Origin of the sequence: Spirosoma sp. KCTC 42546 (assembly GCF_006965485.1) — a bacterium.
Taxonomy (GTDB): domain Bacteria; phylum Bacteroidota; class Bacteroidia; order Cytophagales; family Spirosomataceae; genus Spirosoma.
Genome location: NZ_CP041360.1, coordinates 679,576 through 696,832, shown reverse-complemented (window position 1 = coordinate 696,832; position 17,257 = coordinate 679,576). Strand labels below are relative to the sequence as shown.

The window sequence follows — 17,257 nt, the reverse complement described above, 5'->3', positions numbered from 1 at the left end:
ACCTGCTTTTAACTGGACTGACATCCCCTGTAACCTTGGCTACATGAAAATCCTGTCCCTGTTTGTTTGCCTGGCAGTCCTCAATCTACTTTTTGGCTCGCACGTAAACGCGCAACAGCCGTCAACTAAACGAGCAGGAGTAACCGCTAACTCGGGCGTTTTTACGAAAAAACAGGTAGAACTTGGGGCAGCTTTATTTACAACGCATTGCGCTGCCTGTCATGGGCGGGATTTACGCGGAACGGAAGGCGGCAACGTGCTGATTGGGGATCGTTTCCTAGCCAAATGGGCCGGTAAATCGGTGGGGCAATTAGTTGAGTTGACAAAATCGACCATGCCCAAAAGCAACCCTCATTCGCTGGATGATGCTTCGTACTCGTCGCTGGTAGCGTTTATCCTGAATGCCAATGGATTTCCAGAGGGCGATGTGGCGTTATCATCAACAACAGCGCGACTAAAGACAATACCGATTGGCACTCCTCCTCCTTCGTCGCGGGTCAGTATGCAGTTTAAGCCAGCTGCGTACAACGCGAAACCAACCACCATTGAAGCAGACTGGCGACAGCACCGGGGCGATTACGCCAGTACGAATTACTCTCCCTTAGATCAGATCAATAAAGAAAATGCCAAAAATCTAAAAATTGCCTGGCGATGGAAAACCGACAATTTTGGATCGAGCCCGGAATTTTATTTTAAATCGACGCCCTTGATGGTGAATGGTGTATTGTATACCACAGCCGGGCTAAGCAGAACGGTAGCCGCCATAGATGCCGAAACTGGGGAAACGCTCTGGACGTTTCGGTTCGACGAAAAAGAGCGAAAAACGTACGTACCACGCCAGAATTCCGGGCGGGGAGTCGCCTACTGGACCTCGCCCGACAAAGGAAACGATCGGGTCATTTACATTACGCCAAGTTTTCAATTAGTTGCGCTGGACGCCAAAACGGGCCATGTAGTGCCCGATTTCGGCGATAACGGGATTGTAGATTTAAAGAAAGGCCTGGATCAGCCTGTTGATCCACTTACCGCAACGATTGGCTCTACATCGCCCCCCATTATTGTCAATGATGTCATCATTATGGGGGCATCTTTCCCCGTCGGTCTGGCCCCTGTTTCTAAAAAGCAGGTTCGGGGCGACATCATGGGCTACGATGTGAAAACAGGAAAGCGGTTATGGATTTTTCACACCATACCGCAACAGGGAGAAGCCGGGAATGAAACCTGGGAAAAGGAAAGCTGGACGTATACTGGAAACGCCGGAGCCTGGGCACCGCTAACGGCCGATCCCGAGTTAGGCTATGTTTACCTGCCGTTAGAGGCCGCTACGGGCGATTTCTACGGCGGGCACCGACCAGGGAACAATCTGTTTTCGCAGAGCCTGGTTTGTTTAGATGCGAAAACGGGCAAGCGCGTCTGGCATTACCAGTTGATTCACCACGACATCTGGGACTATGATCTACCAGCGCCCCCTATTCTGGCAAACATTACGGTAGATGGCAAGGCCATAAAAGCGGTTGTGCAGGTTACGAAGCAGGCCTTTGCCTTCGTGTTCGACCGGGTTACCGGGAAACCCGTCTGGCCAATTGACGAGCGCCCCGTACCCCAAAGTGATGTGAAAGGCGAGTGGACATCGCTTACGCAGCCCTTCCCAACAAAACCAGCCGCCTTCGACCGACAGGGCTATTCGGATGACATCCTGGTGGATTTTACGCCTGAAATCAAAAAAGCAGCCTTAAAAATTGTCAGTCGCTATAAAAAAGGGCCGCTTTATACGCCAATTAGTACCTACGATCCGCCCAATAATTTAGGCACCTTAATGCTCCCCGATGCCGTGGGCGGTGCGAATTGGCAGGGCGGTGTTCTGGACCCAGAAACCGGGATGCTCTATGTGTCGTCAAGCACGGTTATCCGGCCCATGAGTTTGGAGTCGGCCCCCAATCTGTCGGATATGGATTACATCGCATACATGGGCAATGCCCGCATCGGCCCCTATGGGTTGCCGTTGGTAAAACCACCCTACGGACGAATCACGGCCATTGATATGAACACCGGCGACCACAAATGGATGGTGCCCAATGCCGACACGCCCAACTGGGTAAAGGATGTTCCAGCGTTAAAAGGCCTCAAAATTCCCCGAACTGGTTTGCCGGATCGCGTGGGAATGCTGATAACGAAAACCCTGCTATTTGCCGGAGAAGGAGCGGGTCTGTATGGCTCTGATGGTGGTGGCGGAAACAAGTTTCGGTCGTACGACAAACAAACCGGTCAAATCATCTCGGAGATCACGTTACCCGCCAATCAGGCCGGGTTACCCATGACGTATTCCATTAACGGCAAGCAATATATCGTTGTGGCCGTTGGCGCTATCGGGCATCCCGGAGAATTGGTTGCGTTATCGCTTTGATAGGGTAGTCAGGCCAGTGGGTATCTAGAGCGTGCAAAAAAACGTTTTGACATCTAGGGAACGACAATCGCATACGTGAAAACATAAAAAAATACAAATAAGTATAAAAATAATCATAAATACTTCTTATACTTAGGAGTTATTAGCAACCTTAGTTTACAAAGTAAACAGCAAAATTGTAAGTAAAAATGGCAGGACTTGACGACATAATAAAATCTACCCAGTGGGTCCAAAATGTTCATAAATCTTTAGGGCTAAGTTCACAAATTTCTGAAATGCTAAAAGCTCAAGAAAGAATGACAAGCGGTTTCGGTGGACTTAACACGATTACTCAACTGGCTAAAAACTTTCAACAACAAGAAACGTCTATAAGAAACCTTAGTGGAATAAGTATGTTAACTGAACTTGCTAAAAGCATGCAACAGCAAGAACGGTTTACAAAAAATTGGGGAAGCATAGGTATGATGGCTGACCTTACCAAAAGTATCCAACAACAAATAGGATCAAACCCTTCTTTTTCAGCAATTGACGCACTAACAAAATCAATTCGATTTGCTATTCCACAGACAACGCTTGACGCCATAACATCTATCAATAGACAACACAGCCTACTTTTTGGGAATCTTAGAAATATAACAGAAACATTTACTAAAAATAAATCCGTATTTTCTCAAATTAATAATTGGCAGTTTGCGATTAGCGGTATTTCAGGACAATTAGCTTCAATTGCAGCAGCTCAAAGAAAATGGGATTTAATAGACGACTTTGAAGAAATTACTGAAGAAGTCGTTTCTCTAAATGAAAGAATATTTGACAAGGACGGAGTAACGAAATAAGGATTTAATGAACTGAAAGAGTTTTTTCAAAGAATTGAAATCAAAGTTGACAAAATCGATGCAGATGCTAATGCTCTGTTTTGGAAACTATTAGCATTATTAAGTTTTATTCTTGCAGTCATGGGAGAAGCAAGAAATTGGTTACCTAAAACAGAATATGCTACAAAGCAAGAAGTTGAAACATTAATCAAAGAACAATTTGGCATTTACGAAAAGAAATTAAAAGAAGGCAAAGAGTTTCGAATTACTAGCAGAGTTTGCAAAGTAATGTCAAAGTCACGATTGAAGTCATTTGTAATTGAAAAACTTCCAGTTGACTTTGAAGTAACTATTTTACAAGTTAATCATAAGTGGATTTATGTAAGTTACTTTAGCCCAATTGACAACTTACCACAGACAGGTTGGATAATGAAAAAATATTTAGACAAACCAAAAATGATAAAGAAAGGCAGGCACTAACACGAGTTTTGCGTCACGCGGGATGACGTGCAAATAAATAAACAACGAACCACTAAAAAGGGCTTGGTGACCTATAATTTCACATGAACGTAGAAGGACAAATCAACGAATATATTGCTAGTCAACCTGAAGCAAAACGAACCGACATGCAAGCGTTGCACCAACTTATTCTACAAATTGTGCCAGCATGTAAACTGTGGTTTCTGGACGGCAAAAACAGTGAAAACAAAACGGTTTCTAATCCTAATATAGGATATGGACTTCGCACCATAAAGTATGCAGATGGAACAACTAAAGATTTTTACCAGATTGGTTTAAGCGCAAACACAACAGGAATCTCCATCTACATCCTTGGTATCAGCGATAAAACTTACTTAGCGCAAACGTATGGAAAAAACCTCGGCAAGGCGAGTGTGAGCGGGTATTGCATTAAGTTCAAATCGCTAAACGATATAAACATTAATATACTTGAAGCGGCAATACGATATGGAGTCGAGAATTCGCTCCGAGAGTAGCTTCATAATCATTTTTTTGTTCGCTATTCGCTTCGGTTTCGGCTGACACAATCCATCCGCTTTAGTATTTATAATTTAAAACAGTAGTGGTTCCAGGCAGATGGAATTCTATACCACAACCTGCACAAAGCTCTATTCGCTGTGTGCCGTTTTAAAGTGACCGCTTAGGAGCGTTGAACAACGAAAAAATATAAAATGTTTAGACATCAGGGTAAGACCCGAACGTTAAGCCATAACCTAAAAATTGCTTCGTTATTATCGTTTGTTGCAGGGTTAGTCAATGTAGCAGGTTTTTTTGCGGTGCAACGGCTGACAACTAACGTAACGGGCCACTTTGCTTTCTTTATGGACGAAGTATTTAAGCTCAATTTTTGGCAGGGATTTATTTATTTTCTTTATATATTTTTCTTTTTTCTGGGCTCATTTTGCTCCAATCTACTCATCGAAATTATTTCACGACACGACGACCACTATATTTACGTTTTTCCTGCCTTAATAGAATCGTTAATATTGTTTATTATCGGCCTTTGGGGGCATGATTTAATGAGCAATAATCCCGATATAATTACCTGTAGCCTGCTTTTTGCCATGGGCTTGCAAAACTCGTTGGTGACCTCAATTTCAAGTGCCCGAGTTCGAACAACTCATTTAACAGGACTCTTCACAGACTTAGGCATTGAATTATCGCAATTATTTTTCTACAAAGCCAAAGAGCAGAAATACACGCTCATAGCATCCATAAAGTTGCGTTTAACCATAATAAGCTTCTTTTTTATTGGTGGCATTATTGGTGGCGTTTTATATGCAAAAACTGGACTTCATGCGTTAATTTTTGCAGCAGCTACATTAGTGTTAGGGCTGATTTACGATAACATAAAATTCAGACTTATCCTGTTAAGGCGAAAACTAAAAAGTAGCTGACAAACACTAGCACACACATCAACATTCACAAGTCCCTGCTCATTAGCAATATGTTCACAAGCAAAAACCAATTAATTCACTTAAACAGTATGCGATCAATTATAGTAACCTTATTTTGTCTTTTTTCTGTAACAACTATTTTCGGGCAGGCAGAGATTGCGAAACTTAAAATCTCACAATTAACAGGCGATTTTTATATTTATACAACATATAATACATACCAGGAAAGTCAGGTACCAGCCAATGGAATGTATCTTGTTACGTCTGAAGGCGTTGTTATGTTTGATACACCCTGGGATACAACACAATTTCAACCCTTGCTCGATAGCATAAAAGTAAAACATAATAAACCTGTGTTAATGTGTTTTGCAACGCACTGGCATAGCGATAAAACGGCCGGTCTTGAGTATTATAGGCAACAGGGGATTAAAACCTATACGACTGTCCTTACGGATGAATTAAGTAAAAAGAATAATAAAAAAAGGGCTGAATTTTTAATGAAAAAGGATACCGTCTTTAACGTCGGGCAATACTCCTTTGAAACGTATTATCCCGGACAAGGGCATACTGAAGACAATATCATAATCTGGTTTAAAAAAGAAAAAATTCTTTACGGTGGCTGTTTAATAAAAGGGGCCGATGATGAAGATCTGGGTTATTTAGGCGACGGAAATGTAACAGAATATGCCTCTACGCTTAAGAGAGTTCAGAAGAAATGCCCAAACCCAAAGTTTATTATTGTAGCACATAGCGACTGGAAAAACATAAATTCATTGACACATTCGTTAATGATGGCAGAAGCGCTAAAAAAGAAAAAATACCGCTAACATCGGTTTAGCATCTGATGGCTGACATGCTTTTATAAAGTAGTTGAGCCAAGCCACAAACCGTTAGTTTGACAAACCTCTCTTACGCTAACTACGCGAATTAAGTTGCCGTCTTTCCCCCCTGCAGAGAACATGGTAACCTTGTCTTTTTATCCCCAAATACGGTTTTACACCCAAACAAGTCACTTGAACTAAAATCGCTATTTACTGGACGAATGGCGGGATACATGATTCAAGAAGATTCCGCAATTTTGTAACCTCATTTCTCCGCATAGCGGCACTCGAGAAATAGATTAATTACCTGGAACAGTTACCTACTACATCTATGAGTACCCCAAAAACCCTGTTCGACAAAGTATGGGACGCGCACGTCATCCGGCAGGTTAAAGATGGTCCCGATGTGTTGTTCATCGACCGGCATTTTATCCACGAAGTAACGAGTCCGGTGGCGTTTCTTGGCCTCGAGGGTCGTAATGCACCCGTATTATTCTCGGGACGCACGTTTGCCACCGCCGATCACAACACCCCAACCCTAAACCAGCACCTACCTGTAGCCGATCCGATGTCGGCTAATCAGCTAGATGCATTGGAGCGCAATTCGGCTAAATATGGCATCTCCCACTGGGGACTTGGCCATATCAAAAACGGAATTGTACACGTAGTAGGTCCCGAAAATGGCATAACCCTACCGGGCATGACCATCGTTTGTGGCGACTCACACACCTCAACCCACGGCGCCTTCGGAGCCATTGCATTCGGGATTGGTACATCGGAGGTTGAGATGGTACTGGCGACCCAGTGCATTATGCAGCCCAAGCCTAAGAAAATGCGCATTACCGTCAACGGTAAAACAGGCAAAGGCGTGTTACCGAAAGACGTGATTCTATACATCATTTCGCAAACATCGGCTAGTGGCGCTACGGGTTACTTTGTCGAATACGCTGGTGAGGTGTTCGAGAATATGACCATGGAAGGCCGGATGACGGTTTGTAACATGACCATCGAAATGGGTGCTCGGGGCGGCATGATTGCGCCCGACCAAACCACACTCGATTACCTGAAAGGCCGCGAACTATCGCCCAAAGGCGAGCAGTGGGACAAACTGGTTCCCTACTGGCAGACACTCAAAACCGACGAAGACGCTACGTTCGATCTCGACCTGACCTTCGACGCGGCCGACATCGAGCCACAAATTACCTATGGTACAAACCCTGGGCTAGGAACAGGTGTAACCCACCAGATTCCAACCGCCGAGAGCGTAAAAGACGGTTCAGCGAGCTACAAAAAATCACTCCAGTACATGGGCTTCGCCGAAAACGAATCCATGATTGGCAAACCCGTTGATTTTGTATTCCTCGGCAGTTGTACGAATGGTCGTATCGAAGATTTCCGGGCGTTTGCCTCTATTGTGAAAGGTCGTCAGAAAGCCGATAACATCACAGCCTGGTTAGTACCGGGATCGCACGTTGTTGAGAAACAAATTCAGGAGGAGGGTATTCTGGACATCCTGACCCAGGCTGGTTTTGAACTACGTCAGCCGGGTTGTTCAGCTTGCTTAGCCATGAATGAAGACAAGATTCCGGCGGGGAAATATGCCGTTTCAACGTCGAACCGAAATTTCGAAGGTCGTCAGGGACCCGGCGCACGCACACTGCTGGCCAGCCCATTAGTAGCTGCCGCTGCCGCCGTTACGGGTGTTGTAACAGATCCAAGAGGTTTAATGAATAATGTGTAATGAATAATGTACAATGATGGCTTCTTTGACTGGAGCCTGATTTCACCTTACTCAAACATTATCCATTACACATTATTCATTATCCATTCATCAAAAATGGCTTACGACAAATTCACTATACTCTGTAGCAGTGCCGTTCCCATGCCGAACGAGAACGTTGACACTGATCAAATTATCCCTGCTCGTTTCCTGAAAGCGACTGAGCGCAAAGGATTTGGCGACAATCTCTTTCGCGACTGGCGGTATAACAACGACAATACGCCCAAGGCTGATTTCGTACTGAACGACCCCACTTACTCGGGTAAGATTCTGGTTGGCGGTAAAAACTTTGGCAGTGGATCGAGCCGCGAACACGCAGCCTGGGCCATTTACGATTATGGTTTCCGTTGCGTGGTATCGAGTTTCTTTGCCGATATTTTCCGGAACAACTCGATCAATGTCGGCATCTTGCCGGTACAGGTAAGTCCCGAATTCCTGGAAAAAATCTTCGCAGCCATCGAAGCCGATCCCACAACAGAACTGGAGATTAACCTGCCTACACAGACGATCACGCTGTTGGCTACGGGCGATAACGAAAACTTTGCCATCAATGAGTACAAGAAACACAACCTCATTAATGGTTACGACGACATCGACTACCTGCTGTCGATGAAAACCGAAATCGAAGCCTTCGCCGAAGCGAGACCATTTTAAAGGTGAAAGAGTGAAAGAGTGAAAGAGTGGCTGTCGTGAAAAAGCCTTTATATGTCAGTTACTCACTCACTCTTTCACTCATTCACTCTTTCACTCATTGAAAATGAAACGTCGTTATATTGAAATCATGGATACGACGCTCCGCGATGGTGAACAAACCAGCGGAGTGTCGTTTTCAGCGTCTGAGAAATTAGCTCTGGCGCAATTACTACTTACCGAAGTCAAAGTAGATCGGGTTGAAGTAGCTTCGGCACGCGTATCGGCAGGGGAACTGGAGGCCGTCCAGCAGATTACCGCCTGGGCTGCCAAAAGCGGTATGCTTGATAAAGTGGAGGTGTTGACATTCGTCGACGGACAGGCTTCTCTCGACTGGATGCAAGCATCGGGAGCAAAGGTCATGAACCTGCTCACAAAAGGCTCGTTGAATCACCTCATTCACCAGCTTAAGAAAACACCTGAGGAACATTTCGATGAAATCCAGCAAGTTATTCGCGACGCTCAGCAACTAGGTTTACAAGTAAATGTATACCTGGAAGACTGGAGCAACGGCATGCGCAACTCGCCCGATTACGTACGTCAGTTCCTGGATTTCCTGCAAACCCAGGCCATTCGTCGGGTACTCTTACCAGATACCCTGGGTGTACTCACGCCAAACGAGACCTATGCATTTATTAGCCCGTTGGTAAGCCGGTATCCGAACCTACATTTCGATTTCCACGCCCACAACGACTATGACCTCAGCATCGCCAACGTGATGGAAGCGATTCGGGCAGGCGCACATGGTATACACCTAACCGTTAACGGCCTGGGCGAACGCGCTGGCAACGCACCCATGGCCAGCGCCATTGCAGCCTTACGGGATTTTATGCCGGATGTACGGACGGGTGTAGTCGAGAAATCACTGTATCAAGTCAGTAAGATTGTTGAGACATTTTCCGGGCTTCGGATTCCCGATAACAAGCCTGTTGTTGGCGACAACGTGTTTACCCAAACTGCGGGTATTCACGCCGATGGCGACAAAAAAAATAACCTGTATTTCAACACCCTGTTGCCCGAACGGTTTGGTCGCAAACGAAGCTATGCACTCGGCAAAATGTCGGGAAAAGCGAATATCGAGAACAACCTCCGCGAACTGGGTATTCTGTTATCAGAAGGCGACCTTAAAAAGGTGACGCAGCGGGTTATCGAGCTGGGCGATCAGAAAGAAGCGGTCACTCGGGAAGACTTACCGTATATCATCTCCGATGTTCTGAATACCAATGCCATCGCTTCTCGGGTAGAAGTCCTTAATTACGTACTCACACACTCCAAAGACCTTAAACCGTCGGCTACCTTACGGGTACGGATCGATACGGAACTGTTTGAAGAAAATGCTCAGGGCGATGGTCAGTACGATGCATTCATGAATGCCCTCAAGAAGATTTATGGTAAGAAAAAGTTAACCCTACCCTTGTTGACCGATTACGCCGTCCGAATTCCGACCGGAGGCCGAACCGACGCCCTTTGCGAAACGATTATTACCTGGAAGCAAAACAACCGTGAGTTCAAAACCAGAGGTCTCGATTCCGACCAGACCGTATCGGCCATTAAGGCAACCCAAAAAATGCTGAATACGCTGGATTAAAAATGACAATTCACTTAAGCGAATGGACAATGTAAAATGAATAATGGTTAATGTACATACCCTGCTTGTCAAGCTAATTTTCATTATTCATTGCTCATTTTACATTGTCCATTTACTTAATAACTTCGTGTTTTATAAATTAAAGCACCAAACGTTATCACATTCAATTCGTCCTTATGAATCAGGCAAAACAAACGGCGGAAAAAGTTGAATACAATGGGTCCGACAATTTGGCCATGATGAGCCACGCTGTTAACTATAACAGCGGTCTGTACAAGTGGGTCGCCCGAGATATTCGACCTGGTGAAGCCATATTGGATTTTGGGGCTGGAAATGGCGAATATGCGAACCGATTTCCGATAGGAAGTGTCGACGCAGCCGAAATTGACCCGGATCTATTGCCATTGATCAAACAACCCGTTTATACCGATATCAGCCAGCTCGCTAAAAAATATGACCTGATTTATACAATCAACGTACTGGAGCACATTGAACATCACGGCGAAATTGTAAAGGAATTATATTCCAAACTCAAGCCAGGGGGCCGCCTGAAAGTGTTCGTTCCAGCCCGTCAGGAAATTTTCAGTAATATGGACGAGCATGTTGGTCATTACCGGCGCTACGATAAAAAGTTGGTTCGCCAGATTCTGGAAGATGCCGGACTGAAAGTTACAGATTGTCGGTATTATGATTTCGCCGGATACTTCATCTCGTTACTCTACAAATGGATGGGTAAAGATGGCCGAATTACAAAGGATTCCGTTATTCTTTACGATCGGGTTATTTTCCCTGTGAGCCGCGTATTTGATAAGTTAACGGTTGGTCAGATCATTGGAAAAAATGTTATTGCTGAAGCAATCCGTCCCAAGTAGCAAGCCAACCAGTAAATGAACAATGGATAATGAATACTGTAAAATGAACAATAGCTACACAACTCACTATCAGTACACTCATTATCATTGTACAGTGTTCATTATTCATTTAAACAAGTCCAATTACTTATTCCCAAAGAATGGCAGAGCCTAAGGTGCTCACTCATTCGTTTTCCAAATGAAAAAACACATCCTTGTAGTACCCGGCGATGGCATTGGCGCCGAAGTAACCGCCGTTGGCAAACAGGTTTTAGAAGTTATTGCTCAAAAGTTCGGGCATGAATTTTCGTACGACGAAGCATTAATCGGTCACGTGGCTATTGAAGCTACCGGCTCACCTCTACCCGCCGAAACGTTGGAAAAAATGCGGGCTTCCGATGCGATCTTATTTGGTGCAGTAGGCCATCCCAAATATGACAATGATCCGTCGGCGAAAGTACGGCCTGAACAGGGGCTTTTGCAGATGCGCAAAGAACTAGGGCTATATGCTAATCTGCGCCCTATTAAACTCTTTGACGAGCTACTCGATGCATCCAGTATTAAACCTGAAATCCTGCGTGGGGCTGATATTCTTTTCTTTCGGGAATTGACGGGCGATGTTTACTTCGGCAAACGCGAACGGATTGATGATGGAAACACTGCTTATGACACCATGATCTACAGCAAATATGAAGTAGAGCGTATTGTCAGAAAAGCCTTTGAAGCGGCTCGTACACGTGGCAAGAAGCTATGCTCGGTTGATAAAGCCAATGTGTTAGAAAGTAGTCGCTTATGGCGCGAGGTTGTACAGGCACTTGCTCCTGAATACCCAGATGTGGCTGTTGAGCACCAGTTTGTTGATGCTATGGCAATGCTACTTATTAAAGATCCCAAGCGTTTTGATGTAGTAGTAACAGGTAATCTTTTTGGTGATATCCTAACCGATGAAGCTAGTCAGATTGCTGGGTCAATGGGTATGCTGGCGTCGGCTTCGGTTGGCGACAGCACGGGGGTTTATGAACCTATTCATGGATCGGCACACGATATTACAGGCAAAGGCGTAGCAAACCCGCTAGCATCGGTTCTATGCGTAGCCTTATTATTGGATATTTCATTTGGCCTTAAAACAGAAGCCCAGACTATTATTGACGCCGTAGATGCTATTTTAAAAGCAGGCTTCCGTACACGTGATATCGCGAATAGTAGCACACCAGCCGATAAACTTTTGGGGACTACTGCTATGGGCGAACAGTTATTGCAACGCTTACAAGCGTAATAGGCGCGATATACCATTGAAAATTTTTGTTTATTCGCTTGCAAACTTTTTCAAAATGGCTATTTTTGTAGCGTATTTACGCGATCAGCGAAATTTCGCAGATAATTTATGACCAATTCCTTTCCCTACCGACTGCAAAAACTAAACGTTTTCTAAGAACGGAGCGAAGGATATGCCATACAAAAAAGGCCCTTTCTCCACAGGAAAGGGCCTTTTTTATAATTAACGAATTCTTACGTATTCAATATTTATCGGACCATGAGCCAACGAGTTTATATTTTCGATACCACTTTGCGCGATGGCGAACAAGTGCCAGGCTGCCAGTTAACCACCGAAGAAAAGATTGTGGTGGCTAAAGAACTGGAGCGAATGGGGGTCGATATTATTGAAGCCGGATTTCCCATCTCCAGCCCAGGTGATTTTCGCTCAGTTGTTGAAATTTCGAAAGCCGTTACAGAACCAACGATTTGCGCGCTTAGCCGGGCTGTAAAAGGCGATATCGATGCGGCTGGCGAAGCGCTCAAATGGGCAAAACGCGGGCGTATTCACACGGGAATTGGCTCGTCGGACATTCACATCCGGAATAAATTCGGTAGTACACGGGAAAAAATTCTCGAACAGGCTGTTGCTGCGGTCAAGCATGCTAAAACCTACGTAGAAGACGTAGAATTCTACGCTGAAGATGCTGGCCGCGCCGATCTCGTCTTCCTGGCTCAATTAACGGAAGCCGTAATTAATGCTGGGGCAACGGTCGTTAATGTCCCTGACACAACAGGCTATTGCCTACCGGACGAATACGGAAAGAAAATCGCGTACATCTATGAACACGTGTCAAACGTGCATAAAGCTACGATTTCAATTCACTGCCACAACGATCTGGGTCTGGCGACAGCAAACACGCTCGCGGGCGTTATGAACGGCGCACGGCAGGTTGAAGTAACAATGAATGGTATTGGTGAACGTGCCGGTAATACCTCATTAGAAGAGGTTGTGATGGCGATAAAAGTCAAGAAAGAATTAGGGTTATATACCAATATCGATTCGACTCGCTTATACCCTGTAAGTAATTTAGTATCTCAGATGATGCGTATGCCTGTTCAGGCCAATAAAGCCATTGTTGGTCGTAATGCCTTTGCGCACTCGTCAGGTATTCATCAGGATGGTTTTCTTAAACACTCGGAGAACTACGAAATCATGAATCCACATGATGTTGGTGTACCAAAATCCTCTATCGTACTCACTGCGCGCTCCGGCCGTCACGCCTTAAAGCACCGACTTGAACTACTTGGTTTCCGCTATGACAAACCAACACTCGATGGAATCTACACCCGCTTCCTTGATATGGCCGATATTCGTAAAGAAGTGAATGATAAAGATTTAATGGAATTGATCCGCTAATAAAAAGCCCGTCTCCCACGACGGGCTTTTTAGTTTGTCAGCTGAACAAAACGGCAATACAGTCTGTTTCGCCAGTATATTAGATGACACTAAACCAGGATAAATCCTCACAACCATGGCCCGTCCAACTCCTGAATTAATTAATGCCCTTCGCCGAACTGTACAGAGCTTAAAGAATGGAGCCCCTTACCAATGGGGACATATGGGAGGTTGCAATTGCGGTAATTTGGCACAAGAGTTAACCAAACTTACCAAAGATCAGATTCATCAATACGCTATGCAACGGCATGGGGATTGGAATGAACAGGCAGAGGACTATTGTTCAACTAGTCAGATGCCTATTGATCTCCTGATCAATGAAATGCTTAATGCAGGATTGATGCTGGAGGATTTAAAACACCTTGAACGACTTGATGATCGTCAGGTTCTGGTCCGTTTTCCTCTTGAGAAGCGTTTTTTAAGGCATAACGTACGGGAAGATGTCATTTCCTACATGAATGCTTGGGCAGAGCTATTAGAAGAGCAATTACTAGCTCAAATAACGCTTCCAGCTCTGCAAGATATTGAGTTTGCGTAGCTCAAGCGCTTTACGGATCAAGTTCAAAAGTTGTGGATCAACTTGGATTAAGCATATAACTGAGTGAGCCGATATAAGAAGAATTCTACGTTGCGAACCCCTCTGAACTGAGCCCGGAACGCTTTGATCTTGGCATTGAAGGACTCGGCTGAGGCATTGGTACTGCGATTGTCAAAATAATTCAAGATCGTTTCATAGTGGTTCTGAATGGAGCGGGCCACCGTGTTGAAGGCTTTAAAGCCCGCTTGACGTACCCCCTCATGCCACTTAGCCAACTGAGCTAAGCCGTAAAGCTTATTGGTGGTAGCCTCAAAGATGTAGCTCAAGGATTGACTCAATTCATAGGCTGTCTTCAAATCTGGATAACGCTCAAATAGCAGCATAGCCCGCTCACGCTGGCTTTCTGTCCAGTTAGTCGCCTTTTTATAGAGCACATAGCGGCTGCGAGCCAGCAGTTGTTTGACCGTATCGCCATTGGCAAGCATCTCTGGTTGATAGTCGGTCTGGTTAAGCTTAGCTTGCTCCAGGGCTTCATTGTCGGCTTCCAAGGCTTGCCAGCGATACGCAATCCGCATGTCCTGAACAGCCTCCAGGGCTAATTGTTGCACATGGAACCGATCAGTCACCTGAGTAGCCTTGGGAAAACATTTTTTAGCAATCAGAGCCATATTACCCGCCATGTCCAGAGTAACCTCTTTTACCTTTTTGCGCTGACTTTCAGGCAACTTACGCAAGACTTCAATGACTGTATCGGCTTTAGTTCCGGCGACAATGGCCACGATACTTCCTTTGCCACCTTTAGCCGCTTTATTCGTCAGGATGGTGTAGAGTTCTCCCTGCGACAGACTGGTTTCATCCAATGACAGATGCGACCCCAGATTGTGGGCATACAACAGCCACTCTTTAGCGTGGCCTCGTTGATCCCAATCGGTAAAGCCACTCTGAAAATCACGATATTGGCGCAATAAGGCTCGGTCACCAACCCCATAAAATCCGCCAATTGATCGGATATTAATCGGGTTGGTATCGACTGATGTCTTTTAAAAAAGCGGCAAACTCACCGGTCATCCGCGTTCCTTCTGCTACTTGAGTCCAGTCTCGATAAACGACTTTTCCTGTTTTGGTATTAAGCCAGCGACGGCGCTTGATGTGCAGGAAAACCTGGTGTCCACGGATGGGAAAATCCTGGACAGTGATGGTAGGGAAAAAGCCTTTGGAGAGTAAGTTTTTTCGCTCTGGATCCTGCTCATCCGCATTTTTCTCTTCGATATGCACCTGGAAAACGCCCTCCTGCCGGTCAATGGCTGTCAATTCGAAATTTTCTAGAATGAACTCAGGTAATAGAAACTGGATAATGGGTAAGAAGCTTTCCAAAACGACGCGGTTTGATTAAACGCACAAACCTAGATAAATACAATGGGATCAAGGTCAAAAGTTGTGGAGCATCTTGGATTAAGCATATAATTGAGTCAGCCGATATAAGAAGAATTCCACGTGGCGAACCCCGCGGAACTGAGCCCGAAATGCCTTGATCTTAGCATTGAAGGACTCCGCCGAGGCATTCGTACTGCGATTGTCAAAATAATTCAAAATTGTTTTGTAGTGGTTTTGAATCGAACGAGCCACCGTGTTGAAAGCCTTCAAGCCAGTTTGGCGGACCTTCTCATGCCATTTGGCCAAGCGAGCTAAGCCGTACAGTTTATCGGTCGTCTGCTCAAAGAGGTGACTTAGGGACTGACTCAACTCATAAGCTCGCTTCAGGTCTGGATATCGATCAAAAAGCAGACTGGCCCGCTCTTGCTGGCTGATCGTCCAATCAGTCGCCTTTTTATAAAGCACATAGCGGCTGCGAGCCAGCAATTGTTTCACTGTATCCCCATTGGTAAGTAACTCTGGTTGATAGTCGATCTGGTTAAACGTAGCCTGCTCAAGAGCCTCATTTTCAGCCTCCAAGGCTTGCCAGCGGTACTCAACTCGCATAGTCTGGACGGCCTCCAGAGCCAGTTGTTGCACATGGAAACGGTCGGTCACTTGGATAGCCTTAGGGAAACATTTTTTAGCGATTAGGGCCATATTGCCTGCCATATCCAGGGTAATTTCCTTTACCTTTTTGCGCTGGTTTTCAGATAACTTACGCAATATCTCAATCACCGTCTCGGCTTTAGTACCCGCCACAATGGCTACGATACTGCCCTTGCCTCCTCTAGCGGCTTTATTGGTCAGAATCGTATAGAGTTCCCCTTGTGAAAGACTCGTTTCATCTAGCGACAAATGCGTACCCAGGTTTTGGGGATAAAGCAACCAGTCTTTGGCATGTTGCTTTTGTTGCCAATTGGCAAATCCACTCTGATAATCACGGTATTGGCGTAATAGAATTTTGCCACCAACCCCATAAAAGCCGCCAATGGAGTTGATATTAGTCGGGTTAGTATCGACTGATTTGTTTTAAAAAAGCGGAAAACTCACTGGTCATCCGCGTTCCATCTGCTACCTGAGTCCAGTCTCGATAGACGACTTTGCCGGTTTGGGTATTGAGCCAGCGACGGCGTTTGATATGCAGGAATACCTGGTGGCCCCGGATGGGAAAGTCCTGGACGGTGATAGTGGGGAAAAAGCCTTTGGAGAGCAGATTCTTCCGTTGAGGGTCCGTCTCATCGGCATTTTTCTCTTCGATATGAACATGAAAGACTCCCTCAGGGCGGTCGATGGAGGTCAATTCAAAATTTTGTAGGATGAACTCAGGCAACAGAAACTGAACGATGGGCAAGAAACTCTCCAAAACAACTAGATTTGATTAATTCACAAACCTAAAAAAATACAATGCCCTCCACAACTTTTGGAATTGATCCCGCTTTACCGCAAAAGCATTATCCATAATAAAATGAGCAAACGCAAAAGGCCTGTCCGTTTGGACAGGCCTTTTACTTAATTTCATTCAGGTGGCACCTTCCTACTCTCCCGCTTGTGACAGCAGTACCATCGGCAGTACGGGGCTTAACGGCTCTGTTCGAGATGGAAGAGGTGAACACCCGCCTTACCAGCACCAACCTGATTGACCCTTCTGATCAGTTACGATCAAGATCTTATATGTCTTTTTCCCCACAGAGAGAGACTCTGATTTGCATTCAACTTCTGATCAAT

General features: G+C 45.2%; 17 protein-coding genes and 1 rRNA gene. 13 read left to right on the top strand and 5 right to left on the bottom strand.

Annotation, left to right across the window (positions count from 1 at the left end):
- The first annotated feature begins 43 nt into the window (after positions 1-43).
- The 13 genes from EXU85_RS03055 (at position 44) to EXU85_RS02995 (ending at position 14,116) form a co-directional block, all read left to right on the top strand.
- Positions 44-2,404 (top strand): PQQ-binding-like beta-propeller repeat protein, encoded by a 2,361-nt coding sequence (locus tag EXU85_RS03055; protein WP_142770658.1) that lies wholly within the window; start codon positions 44-46, stop codon positions 2,402-2,404.
- Between the two features lie 188 nt (positions 2,405-2,592).
- Positions 2,593-3,240 carry a hypothetical protein gene (locus EXU85_RS03050; RefSeq protein ID WP_142770657.1) on the top strand — a complete coding sequence of 216 codons (648 nt, stop codon included), beginning with the start codon at positions 2,593-2,595 and terminating at the stop codon, positions 3,238-3,240.
- 120 nt (positions 3,241-3,360) lie between these two features.
- Entirely contained in the window at positions 3,361-3,699 is a 339-nt protein-coding gene (locus tag EXU85_RS03045) for a hypothetical protein (RefSeq protein WP_142770656.1), read from the top strand.
- Between the two features lie 83 nt (positions 3,700-3,782).
- Entirely contained in the window at positions 3,783-4,214 is a 432-nt protein-coding gene (locus EXU85_RS03040) for a DUF1801 domain-containing protein (RefSeq protein WP_142770655.1), read from the top strand.
- A gap of 195 nt (positions 4,215-4,409) precedes the next feature.
- The gene (locus tag EXU85_RS03035; protein ID WP_142770654.1) at positions 4,410-5,135 is read left to right on the top strand and encodes a YoaK family protein; all 726 of its coding nucleotides are present in this window, start codon (positions 4,410-4,412) and stop codon (positions 5,133-5,135) included.
- Between the two features lie 89 nt (positions 5,136-5,224).
- The gene (gene bla, locus EXU85_RS03030) at positions 5,225-5,962 is read left to right on the top strand and encodes a BlaB/IND/MUS family subclass B1 metallo-beta-lactamase (protein WP_142770653.1); all 738 of its coding nucleotides are present in this window, start codon (positions 5,225-5,227) and stop codon (positions 5,960-5,962) included.
- A 325-nt stretch (positions 5,963-6,287) separates the two neighbouring features.
- A complete protein-coding gene (gene leuC / locus EXU85_RS03025) occupies positions 6,288-7,697 on the top strand; it encodes a 3-isopropylmalate dehydratase large subunit (protein WP_142770652.1) in 1,410 nt (469 codons plus the stop codon).
- 96 nt (positions 7,698-7,793) lie between these two features.
- Positions 7,794-8,390 (top strand): 3-isopropylmalate dehydratase small subunit, encoded by a 597-nt coding sequence (leuD, locus tag EXU85_RS03020; RefSeq protein WP_142770651.1) that lies wholly within the window; start codon positions 7,794-7,796, stop codon positions 8,388-8,390.
- A gap of 103 nt (positions 8,391-8,493) precedes the next feature.
- The gene (locus EXU85_RS03015; protein ID WP_142770650.1) at positions 8,494-10,014 is read left to right on the top strand and encodes an alpha-isopropylmalate synthase regulatory domain-containing protein; all 1,521 of its coding nucleotides are present in this window, start codon (positions 8,494-8,496) and stop codon (positions 10,012-10,014) included.
- A 176-nt stretch (positions 10,015-10,190) separates the two neighbouring features.
- Positions 10,191-10,886, top strand: coding sequence for a bifunctional 2-polyprenyl-6-hydroxyphenol methylase/3-demethylubiquinol 3-O-methyltransferase UbiG (locus EXU85_RS03010; RefSeq protein ID WP_142770649.1), 696 nt, complete (start codon positions 10,191-10,193; stop codon positions 10,884-10,886).
- A 178-nt stretch (positions 10,887-11,064) separates the two neighbouring features.
- Complete coding sequence (leuB, locus tag EXU85_RS03005; protein ID WP_142770648.1) at positions 11,065-12,141, top strand: 3-isopropylmalate dehydrogenase; 1,077 nt, start codon at positions 11,065-11,067, stop codon at positions 12,139-12,141.
- A gap of 258 nt (positions 12,142-12,399) precedes the next feature.
- A complete protein-coding gene (locus tag EXU85_RS03000) occupies positions 12,400-13,539 on the top strand; it encodes a 2-isopropylmalate synthase (RefSeq protein WP_142770647.1) in 1,140 nt (379 codons plus the stop codon).
- Between the two features lie 115 nt (positions 13,540-13,654).
- Positions 13,655-14,116 carry a hypothetical protein gene (locus EXU85_RS02995; protein ID WP_142770646.1) on the top strand — a complete coding sequence of 154 codons (462 nt, stop codon included), beginning with the start codon at positions 13,655-13,657 and terminating at the stop codon, positions 14,114-14,116.
- 47 nt (positions 14,117-14,163) lie between these two features.
- Here the strand turns inward: EXU85_RS02995 and EXU85_RS02990 are convergent, their stop codons facing one another.
- The 5 genes from EXU85_RS02990 to rrf all read right to left on the bottom strand — a co-directional run bounded on the left by EXU85_RS02990 (position 14,164) and on the right by rrf (position 17,164).
- Complete coding sequence (locus EXU85_RS02990) at positions 14,164-15,081, bottom strand: transposase (protein WP_246859410.1); 918 nt, start codon at positions 15,079-15,081, stop codon at positions 14,164-14,166.
- Positions 15,082-15,127: 46 nt separating this feature from the next.
- Positions 15,128-15,490 (bottom strand): transposase family protein, encoded by a 363-nt coding sequence (locus EXU85_RS02985; protein WP_142770644.1) that lies wholly within the window; start codon positions 15,488-15,490, stop codon positions 15,128-15,130.
- A gap of 78 nt (positions 15,491-15,568) precedes the next feature.
- On the bottom strand, positions 15,569-16,522 hold the full coding sequence (locus tag EXU85_RS02980) for a transposase (RefSeq protein WP_142770643.1): 954 nt from the start codon (positions 16,520-16,522) through the stop codon (positions 15,569-15,571).
- A gap of 19 nt (positions 16,523-16,541) precedes the next feature.
- Positions 16,542-16,895: a transposase family protein gene (locus EXU85_RS02975; RefSeq protein ID WP_142770642.1), complete on the bottom strand. Its 354-nt coding sequence runs from the start codon at positions 16,893-16,895 to the stop codon at positions 16,542-16,544.
- Between the two features lie 158 nt (positions 16,896-17,053).
- Positions 17,054-17,164 (bottom strand): 5S ribosomal RNA (gene rrf / locus EXU85_RS02970).
- Between the last annotated feature and the right edge of the window lie 93 nt (positions 17,165-17,257).